Origin of the sequence: Allokutzneria sp. A3M-2-11 16 (assembly GCF_024213555.1) — a bacterium.
Taxonomy (GTDB): domain Bacteria; phylum Actinomycetota; class Actinomycetes; order Mycobacteriales; family Pseudonocardiaceae; genus Allokutzneria.
In genome coordinates, this window is the sequence record NZ_JANAVO010000011.1 from 169,714 (window position 1) to 187,163 (window position 17,450).

20 protein-coding genes and 2 pseudogenes are annotated in these 17,450 nt (G+C 69.2%); 10 read left to right on the top strand and 12 right to left on the bottom strand.

The genetic code is table 11. From position 1 onward, the window contains the following. Positions 1–281: 281 nt before the first annotated feature. Both NLX83_RS33850 and NLX83_RS33855 read left to right on the top strand, forming a co-directional pair. Entirely contained in the window at positions 282–1,466 is a 1,185-nt protein-coding gene (locus NLX83_RS33850) for a S8 family peptidase (protein WP_254239317.1), read from the top strand. 112 nt (positions 1,467–1,578) lie between these two features. Next, on the top strand, positions 1,579–2,232 hold the full coding sequence (locus NLX83_RS33855; protein WP_254239318.1) for a hypothetical protein: 654 nt from the start codon (positions 1,579–1,581) through the stop codon (positions 2,230–2,232). On the opposite strand, the gene NLX83_RS33860 is transcribed toward NLX83_RS33855, so the two are convergent. Together NLX83_RS33860 and NLX83_RS33865 are read right to left on the bottom strand one after the other, a co-directional pair. Continuing rightward, a complete protein-coding gene (locus tag NLX83_RS33860; protein ID WP_254239319.1) occupies positions 2,229–2,669 on the bottom strand; it encodes a VOC family protein in 441 nt (146 codons plus the stop codon). The genes NLX83_RS33855 and NLX83_RS33860 overlap by 4 nt on opposite strands. Next, positions 2,666–3,019 (bottom strand): PadR family transcriptional regulator, encoded by a 354-nt coding sequence (locus NLX83_RS33865; RefSeq protein WP_254239320.1) that lies wholly within the window; start codon positions 3,017–3,019, stop codon positions 2,666–2,668. The genes NLX83_RS33860 and NLX83_RS33865 overlap by 4 nt, the downstream gene beginning before the upstream one ends. 60 nt (positions 3,020–3,079) lie before the next feature. Between NLX83_RS33865 and NLX83_RS33870 the strand changes: the two genes are divergently transcribed. Continuing rightward, the gene (locus NLX83_RS33870) at positions 3,080–3,460 is read left to right on the top strand and encodes a glyoxalase superfamily protein (RefSeq protein WP_254239321.1); all 381 of its coding nucleotides are present in this window, start codon (positions 3,080–3,082) and stop codon (positions 3,458–3,460) included. Between the two features lie 126 nt (positions 3,461–3,586). Here NLX83_RS33870 and NLX83_RS33875 read toward each other — a convergent pair. From NLX83_RS33875 to NLX83_RS33890, 4 genes and pseudogenes are all read right to left on the bottom strand, one after another. Further along, positions 3,587–3,751 (bottom strand): annotated as a pseudogene (locus tag NLX83_RS33875) (DUF3626 domain-containing protein); the annotation flags it as partial. Next, positions 3,744–4,244 carry a hypothetical protein gene (locus NLX83_RS33880; protein ID WP_254239322.1) on the bottom strand — a complete coding sequence of 167 codons (501 nt, stop codon included), beginning with the start codon at positions 4,242–4,244 and terminating at the stop codon, positions 3,744–3,746. The gene NLX83_RS33880 and the pseudogene NLX83_RS33875, both read right to left, overlap by 8 nt. Before the next feature lie 41 nt (positions 4,245–4,285). Beyond that, the gene (locus tag NLX83_RS33885) at positions 4,286–5,224 is read right to left on the bottom strand and encodes an exonuclease domain-containing protein (RefSeq protein ID WP_254239323.1); all 939 of its coding nucleotides are present in this window, start codon (positions 5,222–5,224) and stop codon (positions 4,286–4,288) included. Between the two features lie 114 nt (positions 5,225–5,338). Further along, the gene (locus NLX83_RS33890) at positions 5,339–5,800 is read right to left on the bottom strand and encodes an NUDIX domain-containing protein (RefSeq protein WP_254239324.1); all 462 of its coding nucleotides are present in this window, start codon (positions 5,798–5,800) and stop codon (positions 5,339–5,341) included. A gap of 126 nt (positions 5,801–5,926) precedes the next feature. Between NLX83_RS33890 and NLX83_RS33895 the strand changes: the two genes are divergently transcribed. Next, the gene (locus NLX83_RS33895) at positions 5,927–6,523 is read left to right on the top strand and encodes a class I SAM-dependent methyltransferase (RefSeq protein ID WP_254239325.1); all 597 of its coding nucleotides are present in this window, start codon (positions 5,927–5,929) and stop codon (positions 6,521–6,523) included. A 16-nt stretch (positions 6,524–6,539) separates the two neighbouring features. Continuing rightward, entirely contained in the window at positions 6,540–6,914 is a 375-nt protein-coding gene (locus NLX83_RS33900) for a YchJ family protein (RefSeq protein ID WP_254239343.1), read from the top strand. Between the two features lie 245 nt (positions 6,915–7,159). Here the strand turns inward: NLX83_RS33900 and NLX83_RS42350 are convergent, their stop codons facing one another. Together NLX83_RS42350 and NLX83_RS42355 are read right to left on the bottom strand one after the other, a co-directional pair. Next, the gene (locus NLX83_RS42350) at positions 7,160–7,912 is read right to left on the bottom strand and encodes an endonuclease I family protein (RefSeq protein WP_254239344.1); all 753 of its coding nucleotides are present in this window, start codon (positions 7,910–7,912) and stop codon (positions 7,160–7,162) included. Between the two features lie 9 nt (positions 7,913–7,921). Further along, positions 7,922–8,326 (bottom strand): annotated as a pseudogene (locus NLX83_RS42355) (DUF6359 domain-containing protein); the annotation flags it as partial. A gap of 193 nt (positions 8,327–8,519) precedes the next feature. On the opposite strand from NLX83_RS42355, the gene NLX83_RS33915 reads away from it, so the two are divergent. Together NLX83_RS33915 and NLX83_RS33920 are read left to right on the top strand one after the other, a co-directional pair. Next, positions 8,520–9,953 (top strand): glycoside hydrolase family 30 protein, encoded by a 1,434-nt coding sequence (locus NLX83_RS33915; RefSeq protein WP_254239326.1) that lies wholly within the window; start codon positions 8,520–8,522, stop codon positions 9,951–9,953. Between the two features lie 9 nt (positions 9,954–9,962). After that, entirely contained in the window at positions 9,963–10,550 is a 588-nt protein-coding gene (locus tag NLX83_RS33920) for a TIGR03086 family metal-binding protein (protein WP_254239327.1), read from the top strand. A gap of 143 nt (positions 10,551–10,693) precedes the next feature. Here NLX83_RS33920 and NLX83_RS33925 read toward each other — a convergent pair whose 3' ends face one another. Together NLX83_RS33925 and NLX83_RS33930 are read right to left on the bottom strand one after the other, a co-directional pair. Then, positions 10,694–11,008 carry a hypothetical protein gene (locus NLX83_RS33925; RefSeq protein ID WP_254239328.1) on the bottom strand — a complete coding sequence of 105 codons (315 nt, stop codon included), beginning with the start codon at positions 11,006–11,008 and terminating at the stop codon, positions 10,694–10,696. 111 nt (positions 11,009–11,119) lie between these two features. Beyond that, positions 11,120–12,310: an MFS transporter gene (locus NLX83_RS33930; RefSeq protein WP_254239329.1), complete on the bottom strand. Its 1,191-nt coding sequence runs from the start codon at positions 12,308–12,310 to the stop codon at positions 11,120–11,122. 128 nt (positions 12,311–12,438) lie between these two features. Between NLX83_RS33930 and NLX83_RS33935 the strand changes: the two genes are divergently transcribed. Next, entirely contained in the window at positions 12,439–13,248 is an 810-nt protein-coding gene (locus tag NLX83_RS33935; protein ID WP_254239330.1) for an IclR family transcriptional regulator, read from the top strand. A 3-nt stretch (positions 13,249–13,251) separates the two neighbouring features. Here NLX83_RS33935 and NLX83_RS33940 read toward each other — a convergent pair whose 3' ends face one another. Together NLX83_RS33940 and NLX83_RS33945 are read right to left on the bottom strand one after the other, a co-directional pair. Next, positions 13,252–13,785, bottom strand: coding sequence for a hypothetical protein (locus NLX83_RS33940; RefSeq protein ID WP_254239331.1), 534 nt, complete (start codon positions 13,783–13,785; stop codon positions 13,252–13,254). A gap of 136 nt (positions 13,786–13,921) precedes the next feature. Further along, a complete protein-coding gene (locus tag NLX83_RS33945; protein WP_254239332.1) occupies positions 13,922–15,517 on the bottom strand; it encodes a carboxylesterase/lipase family protein in 1,596 nt (531 codons plus the stop codon). 263 nt (positions 15,518–15,780) lie between these two features. On the opposite strand from NLX83_RS33945, the gene NLX83_RS33950 reads away from it, so the two are divergent. Beyond that, entirely contained in the window at positions 15,781–16,155 is a 375-nt protein-coding gene (locus NLX83_RS33950; RefSeq protein ID WP_254239333.1) for an FKBP-type peptidyl-prolyl cis-trans isomerase, read from the top strand. Positions 16,156–16,284: 129 nt separating this feature from the next. Continuing rightward, positions 16,285–17,253 carry an isopenicillin N synthase family dioxygenase gene (locus NLX83_RS33955; protein WP_254239334.1) on the top strand — a complete coding sequence of 323 codons (969 nt, stop codon included), beginning with the start codon at positions 16,285–16,287 and terminating at the stop codon, positions 17,251–17,253. Positions 17,254–17,450 lie beyond the last annotated feature (197 nt).

The following is a 17,450-nucleotide window of genomic DNA, read 5'->3' on the forward strand; positions in this document are numbered from 1 at the left end:
CTGGCTAGAGAACTCCCGTTTCGTACTCTTATCGGGATTTGGGAGCGCTCTTTTCCCTGCTATGAGTACGAAACGGGCGAACGCGGAGTGCGGTCACGTTTAGTCAGGTGGTGGCGCGGACGCCAGGGCCGAACGAATGATTCCTGGCGTTGAAACAACAGTGTTGACCAAAGGATCGTGACTGGTCACGCTAAGGGCAGCGCCACGATCGTGTGAAGGTCTGCCCCGCCAACCCTGCGGCGGGGCGCGCGCGATCGTTGGTGACCCAAAGGAGCCAACACGTGCATCCTGTCAGCAGAAGCGTCGCCGTCCTCTCGGCAGCGGCCACCCTCAGCGCACTGGCCATGACGACCGCGACCGCCGCGCCGCACGAGGCGCCGCTCATCACCACCGCCGCGTCGGCGACCGTGCAGCCGGTCAAGGACTCCTACATCGTGCTGCTCGACCCGGCCCAGGCGGGCGCCCACGCGAACAGCGTCGCCGCCGCGGCGAACGTCGTGCCGAACGCCGTTTACGACGCCGCGGTCACCGGGTTCTCCGCCACGCTGACCCCGGCCCAGCTCCGCACGCTCCGCCGCGACCCAGCGGTCAAGAGCATCGAGCAGGACGTGCTCGTCACCGACGCGCTCGACGCGACGCAGCAGAACCCGCCGTCCTGGGGCATCGACCGGGTCGACCAGAAGAACCTGCCGCTGTCGAAGAGCTACACGTACAACGTGAACGGCTCGGGCGTGCACGCCTACATCATCGACACGGGCATCACGCCCAGCCATCCCGACTACGGCGGGCGGGCCACCTTCGACCACAACGCCATCGACACCAACAACACCGACTGCCACGGCCACGGCACGCACGTGGCGGGCACCATCGGCTCGAACACCTACGGCATCGCCAAGGGCGCGCGGCTGCACGGCGTGAAGATGATGAACTGCTCGGGCGGCGCCACCACCACGTCCGCGATCAACGCGATCAACTGGGTCACCCAGAACGCCCAGAAGCCCGCGGTCGCCAACACCTCGTGGAACTTCACCGCGTCGGCCTCGCTGGAGACCGCGATCCGCAACATGATCTCCTCCGGTGTCTTCCTGGCCACCTCGGCGGGCAACACCAGCGGCAACTCCTGCGACCGGCTGCCCCGCAAGGTGGAGACCGCGACCGTGGTGGCGTCCTCGGACAGCAACGACGGCCGTTCGTCCTTCTCCAGCACGGGATCGTGCGTCGACCTCTACGCGCCCGGCGGCAGCATCATCTCCACCGTGCGCACCGGCGGCAGCGGCACGATGAGCGGCACCTCCATGGCCACGCCGCACGTCGCGGGCGTCGCCGCGCTGTACAAGTCCAAGTTCGGTGACGCACCCTCGGCCACCGTGCACAACTGGCTGAACACCAACGCGACCCCGAACGTCGTCAACGGCGGCGCCACCGGCGGCACCGTCAACCGCCTGCTGTTCACCGCGGGCCTGTAACGAACCACTGAGTCCCGCACCCGGATCCGCGCTCCGGGTGCGGGACTCTTGGCATCTGCCTGAGCCAGCCCGATTCCGCGTCATGCCCTGTCCCTTGTTCCGTTGACGCCGTATGGCGAAGAGAAGAATCGGTGGCGCCGGAGGCGGTTCGGATCCGGGCACGAAGGCCCCTGCCGCCGTGGCGATCGCCGCGGCTGGCGCGCTGGTCATCGGGAGCGGCATGGGCGCCGGGGGTGTGTCGACCCTGGGCTCAGCGGCGGAGTCGGCCGCACTGCGCAACATCAGTGCGAAGAAGGCCGACGGCACGAAGGCGGCGAAGAGCGGCAACGCGCGGCAAGCGTGGCAACGAATGGGACTGCGCGAGCTGAAGAAGCACGCGAAAAGCGAGCTGAACTGCCTGCTCAACTCCTTCGGCGAGATACGCGGGTTCTTCGCTCGCACACCGTGCAAATCCTTGGAGCGCAACATCTTCGCGATCGGCGACGATGAGGGGAACGTCGCTGTCGTATCAGTCGTGTGGGTCCGCTTCCACGCGCGGAGCCACGCGGAAAGCTTCGAGAAGCTGCACAAGGTCCACGGCAACGGCGACGTCAAACCGTTGGCCAGCAGCCTCCTCGATCTGGCCGACATTCGGTTCACCGCGCACCACTACGGCTCTCGCCGCAACGGCAGCACAGTCACCATCGCGGAAGCCGAATCCGCCAAGGGGAAGGTCGGCGGCGAAGCGCTCGACGTGCTCGCCGAAGTCTCTTCGTACCTGCCTTAGACCTCGGGCGGCGTGCGGCCGTAGATCTCCTCGGGGCTCAGCTGCTCCCGCGCCGTCGAGACCGCCCACCGGTGCCCGAACGGATCGCGGAAAGCACAGAAACGCTCACCCCAGAACGCTTCCTGGAGCGGGATCTCCTCCTCCGCGCCCGCCCACCGCGCCTTGCGGTAGACCTTGTCGACGTCCTCGACCTCCACGTGCAGCTGCACCGGGCTGCCGCCGATGGTCGGCGGGGCGAGCGCGTCGAGCGACGGCGTCTCCTCGCTGATCAGCAGGCGGTGGTCGCCGATGGCCAGCTCGACGAAGAGGATGGTGCCGTCCGGGAGCAGGTTGCGCCACAGCTCGTGCGCATGGAAAACCTTGGTGTAGAAGGCGATCGCGGCCTCGGTGTCCTTGACGAACAGGTGCGGTGCGAAACCGGTCGGGCGGGTGCTCACGCGCACCGCCGCTCGCCGAGCAGTCCCGCGGTCCGCGCGGCCTCGACGAACGCGGCCAGCAACTCCGCTTCCCGGCGCACGGCTTCGCGGCCGAGCGCGGTCAGCTCGTAGTAGCGGCGGCGCGCGTCGTGCGGGGCGTCGGGGTCGGCGCCCTCGGTCTCGGTGGCCAGCCCGTCCGCGACCAGCCGCGCCAGCGTCCGGTACAGGGTGCCGGGGCCGAGCCGGACGGTGCCGCCGGAGGTCTGCTCGACGAAGGCCATCACGCCGTAGCCGTGCCCGGCGCCGCCCGCCAGCGCGAGCAGCACCTGGAAGGCCGCCGGGGTCAGCGGCGGTGCCGTTGCGGGGGTCACTCGAACAGGATACAGTCCGCCCCCGTTGTATCCACCATGGATATACAAGGAGGGTTTTCCGTGATCTCTGGCGTGAGCAAGGTCGTGCTGACGGTGCGCGACTGCGATGCGGCCAAGGAGTTCTGGGTCGAGCGCATGGGCTTCACCGTGCAGACCGACGCCGAGTACGGCGAGGGCGCGCGCTGGCTGGAGGTGCGGTCCCCCAGCGGCGTGACCCTGGTGCTGGACGGCAAGAGCCCGCACCACGCAACGGAGGGCGCGGTGCCGGACGAGCTCCCGCACTCCAACGTGTTCTTCACCTGCGATGACATCGAGAAGACCTACGCCGAGCTGATCGAGCGCGGCGTGCGCTTCCCGCAACCGCCGGTGCAGCAGCCGTGGGGCTGGTGGTCGCTGTTCGAGGACCAGGACGGGACGCGCTACGCGCTCAACCAGGAGTAGCCGAAGCGGGCGGTGCAGTGCCACAGGCGCTTCAGGCGCTGTGCGTCGTACCGCCCGGTTCGACCACCTCGGGGCCCCGGCCGCCCTCTCGCGGAAGTTCAGCGCTCCGTACTTCGGCCGCTCCGCCGGTGGCGCATCGTCATACGCGGCACCGAAAATCCGGCCCTCCCAGCGCCACCTGTCCCCGCCGGAGTGGGCCGTCAACCCACCGTTGCTGGTCCCGGACTCGAACTGCGAGCGGTAGATCCCGTCACGCGAGAGAGCGCTCGACCCCGCGGAGTGCTCACACAGCCCCGCGGACCGCGATCGCGACCGGACGTCGCTCGCGGCCGTGAGGCAGGTACTTGCGGGTGGCGCGCTCGCCCTCGATCTCGTCCCAGACGATGGCCATCCGCTCCAGCCACCTGGCCGCCGTCAGCGCGGGCTCGACGCCGAGGCCGCCCATGTCCAGCGGCTTCGGCAACGTCGGCCAGGTCGGTTGCTTCGGCTTCTTCTCCAGCGCGTCGTAGACCGCCTGCAGCTCCTCGCACAGCGCCGCGAACCCCTTGAGCGTGGCGTCCGGGTCGATGTGCGCCTCAACCCGCACGCCGAGCCGGTGCAGCGCCTTCTCCCCCGCCGCCGTCGCCAGCACCCGGCGGCCGCGCACCAGCAGGTCGATCTTGGCGACCTCGCCGACCGGCAGCACCCACGCGCCGGTCAGCCGCGGCATCCCCGTGTCGAAGCCGGTGTGCACGTGCCAGATGGCGACCTCGTCGCTGCGGGCGTCGACAACGCAGTCGGTCATCCTGTCCTCCAAAGCGCGGGCGAGCCCCGATTCTTACCAGCTCACGACGCCAGCCGGAGAAGCGACTCGAACTCGACCTCCGTGAGCACCTCGATCGGATGCCCTTTCTGCCGCAGTCGAAGGGCTTTCGCGGCTTTCCCGGTCGAGTAGTCCGCGGGATCGTCACCACTGAACCCGCCGCCGATCACCAGACGGGTGGTGCGTTTGGTGACGCTGTCCTCCGGGGTTCCCCCCAAGAGTGCAACGGCATCCCATGCTTCTTGTCGCCGCCGGGACAACGCACCGGTGAACACCACGACCTGCCCGAAGAGCGGGTGGTCCGCGTCGGAATCGGTGTTGACGACAGGGGAAACGAGTTCGGCACGCGACCTGGAAGGGACACTCGCCGAAACCGAAACGCAACCCCGCCACCCATCGGGCCCTAGTCGCCCGAGGCTGGCCCCGGCCGCCACAGCGAACTCCTCGACCGTCGCACTGCCGCGCTTTTCCGCCATGGCCAAGAAGATCCGGGCACACGCCTCAGCATCCTCGGCGGCGTCGTGGTGGGAGTCGAGCGGAACGCCGAGCACCTGAGCGACGGGCGGCAGACGATAGCTGACCAGCTCCAACTCGCGGCGAGCCCACACCAGCGTGCAGCCGTACCGAAACGTCGGCCAGCGCATGCCCTCCGCGTCGCACGCCTGCCGAATGGCGCAGGTGTCGAATCCGGCGTTGTGCATGACGACGGGCCGATCTCCGATGATCGCGACCGCGTGATCGAGCCGTTCCCGAAAAAGCGGTTCTCCCGCGACCATCTTCGCGGTGATTCCGTGCAGCGACACGTTGAATCCGTCGAAATGCCCGATTGACTCCGGCGGGCGGCAGAGCCAGGAGTGCCGCTGCGTGATCACACCGTTCTCCACGACGACGAGACCGAGTGCGCAGATCGACCCCCTCCGCGCGTTGGCGGTTTCCACATCCAGTGCGACGAAGTCGAGCATGTGACCCTCCAAAGATCGACAGCTCGAAGATCGACAAGAGGGACCACCGCGTTTCTCTTATGACATAACGAAAAGGGACGACAGGGCACGCCTTGGCATGTGCCCGAACCGGGCTCAGGCCAGGACCTGTTCCAGGCGGTCCAGGAAAACCCGTTGTCCGGCAACGATTTTCTCCCCGGCCTCGGCGAGGGAGAACCAGGCGACGCGGTCGACCTCGGGGAACTCGCGCAGCGTGCCGGAGCCTTTCGGCCACTCCATGGTGAAGGTGCCGGGGACGACGTCGGCGGGGTCCAGGTCGCCGCGCACCGCCCACGCGGTGACCTGCTTGCCGCCGGACTGCCGCACCTCGCCCAGCTCGATCAGCTCGCCGTCCGGAACGGGCAGCCCCAGCTCCTCGGTGAACTCGCGCCGGGCCGCCGCCTCCGGCGCCTCGTCCTCGGCGTACTCGCCCTTGGGCAGCGACCACGCGCCCGCGTCCCGTCGTGCCCAGAAGGGGCCGCCCATGTGGCCGAGGAGCACCTCGGTCCGCTCTCCGGCCCCGCGAAACACCAGGATTCCCGCGCTGCGTCGCACCATCGGCCGAGCTAACCACGTGTGACGGAGAACTCAGCGAGGTGACCACGATCCAGTGATTGGGAATTGTCAACAGTGAGCCCGGGGCGCCACGATCAAGATCGGTGACGCGACGAACGAGGAGAGCGGTTGTCCAGCAGAACCGGCCACGGCGAGGCGTTCGCGCGGGCCTACGACCGGCTGCACGTGGGCCGCGACGACATTCCCACGCTCGTCGACTTCGTCCGGACCAGGACCGATCCCGCCGTTCTGCTGGAGCTCGGGGTCGGCACGGGAAGGCTGGCGATCCCGCTGGCCAAGGCCGGGGTGCGCGCCTACGGCGTCGACGACTCCCCGGCGATGCTGGCGCGGCTGCGGTCGAAGGACCCGGACGGGCTGGTCACCGTGTTCCAGGGGTGCATGACGGAGCCGCCGATCACGGCCCCGTTCGGGTGCGTCCTGATCGCGGGCGACACGTTCGCGCTGCTGCCCGACCGGGCCGCGTGGGCGAAGTGCTTCGGCGCCGCGGCCCAGCGGCTCTCCGCGGACGGCAGGCTGATCATCGAGGGCGCCCTGCCGGACCCGGCGTCCTGGGGCGGACCTGCCAGGGTGCCGCGGCCGGAGGAGCTGGACCTGTTGGCGGGCAACGTCGCGCTGCGGCTGACCGAGCGGTACGAGGACTACGCGCAGCGGCCGTTCACGCCCTACTCCCCGAAGTGCGTCTCGGTGTACCAACGCGTGCTGTGAGAATCACAGCGTGGCCATGACCTGCCCGTGCGGGCTCGACAAGTCCTACGACCAGTGCTGCGGCGCCCTGCACTCCGGCGCGGCCGCGGCGTCAACGGCGGTACAGCTGATGCGCTCCCGGTACAGCGCCTTCGCCGTCTCCGACGAGGCGTACCTGTTGCGCACCTGGCACCCGGACACTCGTCCGTCCACTGTGGACTTCGAGCCGCGCCAGAAGTGGACCGGGCTGGAGATCCTGTCCACCGCCGGCGGCGGCGTGTTCCACACCGAGGGCACCGTCGAGTTCGTCGCGAGCTACCGCGTCCGCGGTCGCGCCGGGGAACTGCGGGAGAACAGCGACTTCGTCCGCCGCGACGGCCTGTGGGTGTACGTGCGCGGAACCGTCCACTAGCCCGCCGTTCTGCAAGCGGCCCCCCACGATCGTGACACCACCCCGAACCATCCCCAGCGCAGCCCAAATCCCCGTTTCGTACTCTTGCCGGGATTTTGGAGCGCTCTTTTTCCCGTTATGAGTACGAAACGGGGTTCTCTAGACGGCACCCGCCGTGGATGGGGTGGACGGGCGGGTGGAGTGCATGGGCAGAGTTTACTTGGTGTGCGGAGTGCGGGCGGGGCATGCGGGACACGGCCTCGGGCTTAGGGCCAGATCGAGTTGACCCACTCCGGGTGGTCGATGAACGGGTTCCGGTTGTGCTGGAACCGCTCGAAGATCAGCTGGTTGCGCCGCTTCTCGAAGGCGTCCGGCGGGTCCTGCTCGCTCCACTGCTTGAGCACCGACAGCTTGCCCATGAACGGGTTGGTGCCGTTGTTGACGCTGTTGTTGACCTCGAGGTCGGCGAAGCCGTCGCCGCCCGCGTAGCGCACGGCCATGTAGAAGATCATCCGGGCCACGTCGCCCTTGGCGAAGTTCGCGGGCTCCCACGAGTCGGCGTCGGTGAAGTTGCCCGGCGCCTCGCCGACCGGGGAACCGCCCATGTCGAAGTCCTTGTTGCCGCGGGTGGAGTTCACCGTGACATCGGTCGGCCGCAGGTGGTGGACGTCGGTGCCCGGCCCGGTGGCGGTGCCGAAGTTGCCGTGCGACTTCGCCCAGACGTGCTCGCGGTTCCAGTCGTCGGGGTTGCCGCCGCTGGCGCTCTTGCTCAGCGAGCGGTTCTCGTAGAACAGCATCACGTTGGCGCTGTTGTTCGGGTCCTCGTCGGTGACCTTGAGCGCTTCCCAGACCTGGTCGTAGGACAGCTTGGTGCCGTTCTTGATGATCCCGTGCAGCGCGGCCTTCAGCGCCGGGCCGGTCTTGCCGATCGCGTCCCGGTAGTAGTCGTCGGAGCCGACCGGCGGCGGGCTCGTCGAGGTGGTCGGGGGCGGCGGCGTGGTGGTGCCGCTAGGCGTGATCGCGGTCGGCGAGGTCAGCCCGGCGTGGGTGAAGTACGCGCCGAGCTTGCCGGTGACGTCGAGCCGCGTGCCCAGCAGGCCGGGATTGGCCCGCAGCCCGTAGGAGGCCCGGAACGCCGACGTGACCTGCACGTAGATCATCCGCGACGTCCCGGTCTCGGTCGCCGTGTCGGCGAGCGCGATCGCGGTGTCGGAGGGGAAGTTCGAGCGCACGACCGTGGACGCGGCGGTCGGCTGGCCGACCACGTAGCCGCGCACGGTCGCCGAGGAGCCGTTCTGCTGACCGATCGCCTGCGCGACGGTGAGCGGGGTGGCCGCGCTCGCGGGGGTGGGCCCTTGGACCAGCACGACCGCGGCGATGACGCCGAGCGAGACGGCCAGCGAACTCCAGCGACTGCTCCGGGTGGCAAGCACAGGCGGTGTCCTCTCCCCGACGTTGACGCAGAGTGTCCGGATCTCGCTCGAACGGGGGAAGAGCGCGTTTCATTCTTCTCCGAAGAGTGAACAGATTGAGGCATTCCGTTGTCAGAGCGCCCACCCGGCTAACATGAATCCACTTCATTCCAGGCAAGCGCCGCCCTCGCCACCCCACGTGTGAGGTCATGCCGTGCGCCCTGCCTTGATCGCCCTCGTCACCGCGGTCGCCGTCACCGCGGCACCCGTACCCGCCCTGGACGCCGGGGAGACCGTCGACTCCTGGCTCACCACCACCTCCGACGACCGGGGTCGCGTGGTCACCAGGGGACTGCAACCCCAGACGCCGATCCGCTTCACGCCCGGGACCGGCGGCGCGACCATCACCGTCGACGAACGCCGCACCTACCAGCAGTTCGAGGGCGGCGGCGCGTCCATCACCGACACCACGGGCTGGCTGATGGGCAGTAGCGGCGCGTTGAGCGCGGCGACCCGCGACGCCACCATGCGCAAGTTGTTCCACCCCGCCGAGGGCATCGGCCTGTCCTTCATCCGCAACCCGATGGCCTCGTCGGACCTGGCGCGGTTCGACTACTCCTACGACAACACCTGTTGCGACGTAAGCGATTTCAGCATCAACCACGATCTCGCGGACATCCTGCCGCTGACGAAGCAGGCCAAGGACCTCAACCCCGCGATGACGGTCATGGCCTCGCCGTGGAGCGCACCCGCGTGGATGAAGGACAACAACCACATGCACCAGGGTTGGTTGCAGGCCAAGTACTACGGGGCCTACGGCGAGTACTTCGCCAAGTACATCCAGGCCTACCAGTCACGTGGCGTCCCGATCGACTACATCTCCGCGCAGAACGAACCGACGTGCTGCGCGGGTTATCCGTCGATGCGGTGGAACACCGAGGGGCTGGTCTACTTCACCAAGAACGCGCTGTGGCCCGCGTTGCGGCGCGCGGGCGTCACCAACACGAAAACCCTTGTGCTGGACTGGAACTGGAGCGACTACGACGCCTGGGGCGCTCAGCAACTCGCTGATCCGCAGATCACCGGGGACCCGCTGTTCGGCGGCATCGCGTGGCACGGGTACGGCGGCGACGTCGCGAAGCAGACCGAGGTGCACAACCGGTACCCGGGCGTGAAGGCGTACGGCACCGAGCACTCCGGCGGGAACTGGATCCGGAACCAGCACGACGAGGACATGCTCAACGTCATCGACTACACCAGGCACTGGGCCCGCAGCGTGGTGAAGTGGAGCCTCGCGCTCGACCAGAACCAGGGTCCGCACAACGGCGGCTGCGGCGTCTGCACCGGGCTGATCACCGTCCACAACGGGGACGGCAGGCACGGCCAGGTCGACTACACCGTGGAGTACTACACGATGGGCCACCTGACGAAGTTCGTGAAGCCCGGGGCCGTCCGGATCGACTCGACCGACAACGCCGCGGTGCGCAACGTGGCGTGGCGCAACCCGGACGGCTCCAAGGTGTTGATCGCCCACAACACCACGTCCGGCACCCAGAACCCGAAGGTCGGCTGGGGCAGCCAATCCTTCACCTACTCGTTGCCCGCCAAGACCTCGGCGACCTTCGTGTGGCGGGGTGATCAACGCTAGCCTGTGCCGGTGAGCGAGGCGACTGTGCGGTACCAGCGGGCGATGGCGGGTTTCGACGCGGTGGCGGGGGCGGTGCCCGAGGACCGGTGGACGGCCGCTTCCCCGTGCCGGGGCTGGACCGCGCGGGACGTCGTCGGTCACGTTCTGAGCTCGCAGGACATGCTCTTCGCGTGGATCGCCGGGAAGCGGCCGACCATGCCGGACGAGGACCCGGCCGCCAGGGTCGGCGGAGACCCGCGCGGGGCGTGGCGCACGACCTACGCGGAGGTGGGGACGGCGCTCGCCGATCCCGGCCTCGCGACCCGGCCGGTGACCACCTACCCCGGCGGACCGTCCACTGTGGACGAAATCCTGGACAGCGGGCTGGTCGAGCCGCTTGTGCACGCGTGGGATCTGGCGCGCGCGACCGGTGTGGAGTTCGCCCTGGACGACGCGCTCGCCACGGAATGCCTGCGCGCCATGAAGGAGCACGAGCGGCGCGTTCGCCTCTCCGGCATGTTCGGCTCCGAGAACCCCGTCGCCGACGACGCCACCCCGGGCGAGCGCCTCCTGGCGTTCCTGGGCCGCGACCCCGCCCAGTCACCCCTCCTCGGCTGAGGCCGCCGCTTTTCCCGTTTCGTACTCATAGCAGGAAAAAGAGCGCTCCCAAATCCCGTTATGAGTACGAAACGGGAGTTCTCTAGCTACCTCAGCGGAGGTGGAGGGGGCGCGCGGGATGGGAGTGCACGGGATGAGTATAGCTACGCCTGGGGGTCGGGGGCCTGGTCCTGTTGCTCCCCGAGGGCGAACGCGACCTGTCCGTCATCGGTGACCTCGGCGTCGAGGACCTTGTCGTCGAGGTACACCGCGGCGAGCGGGTCGAGGAAGACGTGCGTGCCCTCGCCCGCGAGCACCTGGTCGTCCTCCTCAGGGCCAGGGGTGATCGACATCTCCAGGGCGCCCGGCTGCCCGCCGTCCGTGGTGGCGGCGATGCGCAGCCCGGCTCCCTCAGGCACCCCCTCCGCAGAGGTGATGGTGCGGACGACCTCGATGGCCGTGGGGGTGAAGACGAGCATTCCGCTCTCCCTTCCGGGGATCTCGGCGAGAAGAAGCCGACAACGCTAGCCGGGTACCCGGAACCGCGCGGGATGAACGCGCGGGTCGCAGAAGAGTTCTCGAACCAAACCCTACTTCCGTTGGTGCGCTTGACCGACGCCCAGCAAAGCGACCGCCCCGAGTGCCCCCACGATCGCGAAAGCGTAGAAACCCCAAGGGTATGCGACGCCCGCGGTGAGCATGGCGCCGCCGAGCAGCGGGCCGGAGATCGCGCCGATCCTGCCGACCCCGGCCGCCCAGCCCAGCGCGGTGGCGCGGTTGTCCGCCGCGTACACCCGCCCGATGTAGGCGTACACCAGCACCTGCGAGCTGAACACGAAGAACCCGGCGGCGAAGACCGCGACGTACACGCCGATCTGCGGCAGGCGGACGCTGAGCAGCGCGAGGGCCACCGCGGCGACGGTGAACCAGGTGACCCCCGCGCGGCGCACGCCGACGCGGTCGGCGATGGACCCGGCAACGAGCAGGCCGGCGATCGCGCCGAGGTTCAGCGTCAGCAGCAGGCCGAGCGCGTCGCCGAGCTCGTAGCCCGCCGCGCGCATGATCTGCGGCAGCCAGGTGTTGAGGCCGTAGACCAGCAGCAGCCCCATGAACGAGGCCGCCCAGAACGCCGCGGTCGCCCGCCCGAGCCCACCGCGGAACAACGAGGCGATGGTCGCGAAGGAGGACTTCGAGTGCTCGCGGGAGAAGGAGTCCGGCAGGTACCGGATCATCAGCGGTACCAGCACGAGCGCCGGGGCGGCGCCGATCACGAACATCGCCCGCCAGCCCAGCTGCGGGATCACCACGATGCCCAGCAGCGCCGTCAGCACCGCGCCGACGTGGTAGCCGGTCATGATCGTCGTGGTCCCGCTGACCCGTCCCGCCCTGGCCTGCTCGGTGACCAGGGTGATCGCGGTGGGCAGGCAGCCGCCGAGCCCGATCCCGGCGAGGAAGCGCAGCAGCCCGAACACCGTCACCGACGGCGCGACCGCGCACAGGGCCGTGCACAGGGAGAATCCCGCGACGGCGAAGACCAGCGCCCTGCGCCTGCCGATCTGGTCGGTGACCGTCCCGATCACCAGCGCGCCGACCATCATGCCGAGCAGGCCGACCGTGGAGACCACCGACGCGCTCGCCGGGGTCAGCCCCCACACGGCGCCGTCCAGCAGCGTCGGCAGAACGGTACCGAGTACCACCAGGTCGAAACCGTCGAGCAGCACCGCGCTCCAGCACAGCGGAAGGACCCACCGCGCACTGGTCAGCCGGTCTTGGGTGAGCATGCGACCTCCGGAGGAAAACCGAGCGGGGCTTGCCGAGCGCCAAGAGTGGTGGGAACACTTCCCTCGCGCCCAGAGATCTTCCGCCCAGCGGAAGCCCTGGTCGTCCCCACCCCCAGGAAGGCGCTCCGATGCCCAGGCCAGCCACCCCGCCGCCCAGCGTCTCCGCGCGGCTGCTCAGCGTCCTGGAGGCGTTCGGCCCCGGCAGCCCGCGGCTGACCCTCTCCGAGATCTCCCGCCGCACCGGTCTGCCGCTGACCACCGCGCACCGCCTGGTCGGCGAGCTCGCCGCGTGGGGCGGCCTGGAACGCGACGGCGAGGGCCGCTACCAGATCGGCTTGCGGCTGTGGGAGATCGGCGCGCTGGCCCCGCGCGGGCTCGGCCTGCGCGAGACGGCCATGCCGTTCCTGGAGGACCTCTACGAGGCGACGCACGAGAACGTGCAGCTCGCCGTGCTCGACGGGAACGACTCGGTGTTCCTGGAGCGGCTGTCCGGGCGCGAGGCGGTGCACGTGTTCACCCGCGTCGGCGGGCGGTTGCCCGCGTATGCGACCGGGGTCGGGCTGGTCATGCTCGCGTACGCCTCGCACGAGGTGCAGGAGGCCGCGATCTCCTTGCCGCTCAAGCGGTTCACCGAGAAGACGATTCCGAACGGCGCGGCGCTGCGGCGGGTGCTGGCCGATGTGCGGCGCCAGGGCTTCGCGATCAGCGACGGCCAGATCGAGCTGATCGCGGTGTCGGTGGCGGCCCCCGTGCGCGGCCCGGACGACTCTGTGGTCGCGGCGATCTCGGTCGTGGTGCCGTCGGAGAACGGCGACGCCTACGCGCACCTGCCCGCCGTGCGCGCGGCGGCCCGGGGCATCTCGCGGGCGCTGGGTGCTCCCAGCGCCCGTCGGCCACCGGGCTCGGTGCGCCGCGAGACGTTCAGCGCACCGGGCTAGTGCTCAGGAGATGGTCAGCTCGCTGGTGAACTCCGGCCCGCCCTGCTCGACTCCAGCGGCCGTGGCGGAGCGCTTGGCGGGCCCGCTCACCTTGTAGGCGAAGGTGAACCGCAGGTTGGCCATGCCAGTCTTGCCGCCGACCTTGACCGGGAAGGCGCAGTGGCCCCACAGGTCGTAGTTCTTGTTGCGGGCGTTCTTCGGCACCGAGGAGTGCCAGGTGTAGGTGACCGCGATGTTGCGGTGGTGGTCGGTGTACGGCAGCTGCATGTGCCCGGCCTTGCACGTCATGCGGCCCGCCGCGATTGCGCGGACCTGGGGCGCGACGGTGAACGCCCACGGCACGGTGACCGCGCTGCTGGAGGTCCACCGCGCGCTCACCTGCGCGGTGAACGTGCCGTTGGAGTCGGTGCGCTTGTAGGAGGGCGACGGGCTGGCGAAGGTGTGCCGGTGCCCGAACGCCTCAGCGGGCAGGGTCGTGCTCGCGAGCACGACCGCGACGAGCGCGGAGACCAGGGCGGCGGAGGACGAGCGACGCATGAGGGGTCCTTGTCAGGTTCTGACCAAGTACGACGATTGCTCGCCAAGTAGAACCTCCGCCGCCCGCCCGAGCAGCCACTTTGTCGCCGCCATCACACAAAGTAATCAGATTAGATTACCCTGCGTAATGGACGGCTCACCTCAGGGAGTTCCAGAACGCCAGCTTGTGCTGGGCCACGTAGTCGATCCGCCCGATGTTCTTCTCCCCCGGCGCGAGCTGCTGCACGAATTCGCCGGAGCCGAACGGGGACCACTGCGGCAGCGTCGATCCGTTCGGATTCGCCGAACGCGCGAAGTTCGCCCAGTACCGAATCATGTCCGAGGACAGCGTGCGCTGTTCCGGGCTGATTTTGCTGTCGAAATCCGCGTCCCGGAAAAGGTACGGGACGTCGGCGGCGTGGAAGGCGCCCGGCGGCAGGCTCGGCGGCAGCGGCAGGTACATCGGCGCGCCGCGGTCGGCGAAGGAGTAGAAGTACGTCGGCGCCTTCCCGGCGAACAGCCTGGCCTGCTCGTAGTTCGCCCGCGCCCACATCCGGTCGGTCAGCAGCGCCGCCCAGGCCACGCTCGGCGAGGCGTAGTCCGACAGCGGGTACCTCGCGATGATCTTGGGGGCCTGGTCGCCGAACGCCTCGGCCACCAGCTCCGGGAAGCGCTGCGGGGTCACCGGGTTGCCCACCATGTCGTGGAACAGCCCGACGAGGGTGCTGTGCTCGTCGCGGGTGGTGCCGGTGATCACCGGCACGGGCTCGGCCCGGCCCTCGCGCAGCGTCTTCGCGGGCAGCTCCGGCAGCACCGACGTGCCGAAGGCGTAGGGCTGGAACAGCCGCATGTGCGGGATCAGCTTCGCCACCGGCACCGCGCGCAGACAGTCCAGGGTCCGCGCGGGATCGGTGCAGCCGACCTCGGCGGCGATCCTGGAGCCGTCCTCCTCCGCTGACGGCAACGACCGCCAGCCGTACCACTCGATCGCGGGCAGCCCCGGCATCATCGCCGCGGCGGGCAGGTCCATCAGCGCGAACCCGCTCTGCACGATGGCGCGCTGGAAAAGGCCCTTGGAGGCCGGAGCGGTCATGTGCGCCGTGGTCGCCAGCGCGCCGTAGGACTCACCGAAGAGCGTCACGTTGCCGGGGTCGCCGCCGAAGCCGCTGATGTTCTCGCGCACCCAGCGCAGCGCGGCCTGCTGGTCCTGCAGCCCGTAGGAACCGGAGTCGGCGAGCCCCGGGTGGGCGAAGCCGCCGAAGACCCCTAAGCGGTAGTTGATCGTCACCACGACCACGTCGCCGGTGCTGGCGAGCTGACGCGCGTCGAAGTAGTTGCCCGCGCCGACCACCCCGTCGCCGTGCACCCACACCATGGTCGGCTTCGGGGAGCGCGCGGTCGCCGAGCGCGGCGCCGTCACGTTGAGGAACAGGCAGTCCTCGGTCGCGCTGTCGGACTGGGCGTAGGCGGTGGACTCCTGCGGGCAGGGGCTGCCCGGCTTGGTCGCGTCGCGCACGCCGGTCCAGGGCTGGGCGGGCTGCGGCGAGCGCCAGCGCAGCGGGCCGGAGGGAGGGGCGGCGTACGGGATGCCGGAGAAGCTGCGGTGCTCGGCGGTCGCGACGCCGCGCAGGGTTCCGGCGGGCGTGCGCACCAGCTCACCGTCGTTCCCGCCGGGGCCGGCCGGGCCCGCGCAGCCGACAGCCGTCAGGAGAAGAGCGGACAGCAGGACCGGGGAGACACGTCGCGCGCTCATGCAAAAGAAATACCCAGTCATCGATTGGCTGAACAAGGCCATCAGTCACGATTCTGAAGTGCCCTTTGTCACGTGAATCCCATGTCATTTATCATGTTTACCTTAAATGGGAACTTCTTCACGTCCACGAGTGGACCACAATCCGTCCCGGAAAACTACCCCGATCGAGTTAATGGGTGAAGGTGAACCCGGTCCGCGTCCCGATCGGCCGACCACGCATGATGGACGCACTGCACTGGAGGACAACTACAGGAGGACCGGGCATGGCCCTGGAGAAGCCCGAGGTCGACAAGTACGAGGGCGACGCGCCCGCCGACCTGGTGGTCACCGACATCGTCGTCGGCGAAGGCGACGAGGCGACGGCGGGCAAGGTCGTCAGCGTGCACTACGTCGGGGTGTCGCACTCCACCGGCGAGCAGTTCGACGCGTCCTGGGACCGCGGCGAGACCTTCGAGTTCCCGCTCGGCGCGGGCCGCGTCATCGCGGGCTGGGACCGGGGCGTGCAGGGGATGAAGGTCGGCGGGCGCCGCCACCTGGTCATCCCGGCGCACCTGGGCTACGGCGACCGCGGTGCGGGCGGCGTGATCAAGCCGGGCGAGACGCTGCTGTTCGTGGTGGACCTGCTCGCGGTGCACTAGCCGCGACGCACGACAACGGCCCGGGTGGACCTCCGCCCGGGCCGTCGTCGTCCCTGCCCGCGCTGTCCCTTGCCCGTACTGGGGCACCGGGCAGAATGTCGGGGCGGGTCCCGCGAGTGGAGGGTGGCCATGACAGTTCCCCACGACGACGTCCCCAGCATCGACCTCGAACCCTGGTTCCACGGCGACGAGGCCGACCGCCGCGCCGTCGCGTCCGAAGTGGACAGTGCGCTGCGCGAGTCGGGTTTCCTCCTGGTGACCGGGCACGGCGTGCCCACCGAACTGCGCGCGTCGGTGCGCACCGCGGCCAGGGAGTTCTTCGCCCAGCCCGAGCAGGTCAAGCGGCGGTACGCGGTGAAGGTCGGCGAACGCGGCTGGCTGCCACCCGGCGTCGAGGCCAACGGGCTCGCCGAGGGCACCGTGACGCCACCGGACCTCAAGGAGACCTACTCGGTCGGCTCCGAGCAGAAAACGGGCGACCCGGAGCTCGACGGGTTCTGGTTCCCGGACAACGTGTGGCCCGCCGAATCCCCTTCCCTGCGAGCGCACGCCGAGGAGTACCTGGCGCGGATGCGCGCGCTGGCCGACGAACTGCTGACGATCTGCGCGGTCGCGCTCGGCAAGGAAGAGGACTTCTTCACCCGCGAAACGCGGCACCCCTCGTTCACCATGAACATCAACCGGTACCCGCCGCTGACCGACGTCGGCGAACCCGAGCCCGGGCAATTCCGCATCGGACCGCACACCGATTTCGGGACCGTGACGATCCTGGACCGCGAAATGGGCCTCGGCGGACTCCAAGTGCACACTCTGGACGGACGATGGGTGGACGCGCCCTACGATCCCGCGGCCTTCACGATCAATATCGGGGATTTGCTGGCGAGGTGGACCGGAGATCGGTGGCGGTCGACTCGGCACCGCGTGCTCCCGCCCGACCCCCGGGCACCGAAGGAAGAACTGGTGTCGCTGATCTTCTTTTACGAGCTGTCGCCGAAGACGTGGATTTCTTCGTTGGGGCCGCCGGTGGGGGTTACGGCTTATCCGCCGGTGTTGGCTGATACTTATCTTCGGGGGAAGTTGGCGGAGATTTCTGTGTGAGGTTTTGTTGGGATTGCAGTGGGCTGGGCTTCCAGCTTGCGTGGCTGGACTTCCAGCGTTCGCGGGCTGGGGCTTCCAGCTCGCACCGGTACCAGCGTGGGGGTCGGCTTGACCTGGGGACCCCTTGCGCGTGCCCTTGGGCCTGTCAGGGGCACGGGATGAAACCCCGGCCCTCGCGACAAGCGTATGGCACGCGC

Bases quoted from the DNA above. Each gene is read 5' to 3' on its own strand.
- NLX83_RS33900 (WP_254239343.1), top strand. From the start codon at position 6,540: ATGACCTGCCCGTGCGGGCTCGACAAGTCCTACGACCAGTGCTGCGGC.
- NLX83_RS33930 (WP_254239329.1), bottom strand. From the start codon at position 12,310: ATGCTCACCCAAGACCGGCTGACCAGTGCGCGGTGGGTCCTTCCGCTG.
- NLX83_RS33950 (WP_254239333.1), top strand. From the start codon at position 15,781: ATGGCCCTGGAGAAGCCCGAGGTCGACAAGTACGAGGGCGACGCGCCC.
- NLX83_RS33880 (WP_254239322.1), bottom strand. From the start codon at position 4,244: ATGACCGACTGCGTTGTCGACGCCCGCAGCGACGAGGTCGCCATCTGG.
- NLX83_RS33890 (WP_254239324.1), bottom strand. From the start codon at position 5,800: ATGGTGCGACGCAGCGCGGGAATCCTGGTGTTTCGCGGGGCCGGAGAG.
- NLX83_RS33855 (WP_254239318.1), top strand. From the start codon at position 1,579: ATGGCGAAGAGAAGAATCGGTGGCGCCGGAGGCGGTTCGGATCCGGGC.
- NLX83_RS33885 (WP_254239323.1), bottom strand. From the start codon at position 5,224: ATGCTCGACTTCGTCGCACTGGATGTGGAAACCGCCAACGCGCGGAGG.
- NLX83_RS33940 (WP_254239331.1), bottom strand. From the start codon at position 13,785: ATGCGTCGCTCGTCCTCCGCCGCCCTGGTCTCCGCGCTCGTCGCGGTC.
- NLX83_RS33955 (WP_254239334.1), top strand. From the start codon at position 16,285: ATGACAGTTCCCCACGACGACGTCCCCAGCATCGACCTCGAACCCTGG.
- NLX83_RS33945 (WP_254239332.1), bottom strand. From the start codon at position 15,517: ATGAGCGCGCGACGTGTCTCCCCGGTCCTGCTGTCCGCTCTTCTCCTG.
- NLX83_RS33925 (WP_254239328.1), bottom strand. From the start codon at position 11,008: ATGCTCGTCTTCACCCCCACGGCCATCGAGGTCGTCCGCACCATCACC.
- NLX83_RS33935 (WP_254239330.1), top strand. From the start codon at position 12,439: ATGCCCAGGCCAGCCACCCCGCCGCCCAGCGTCTCCGCGCGGCTGCTC.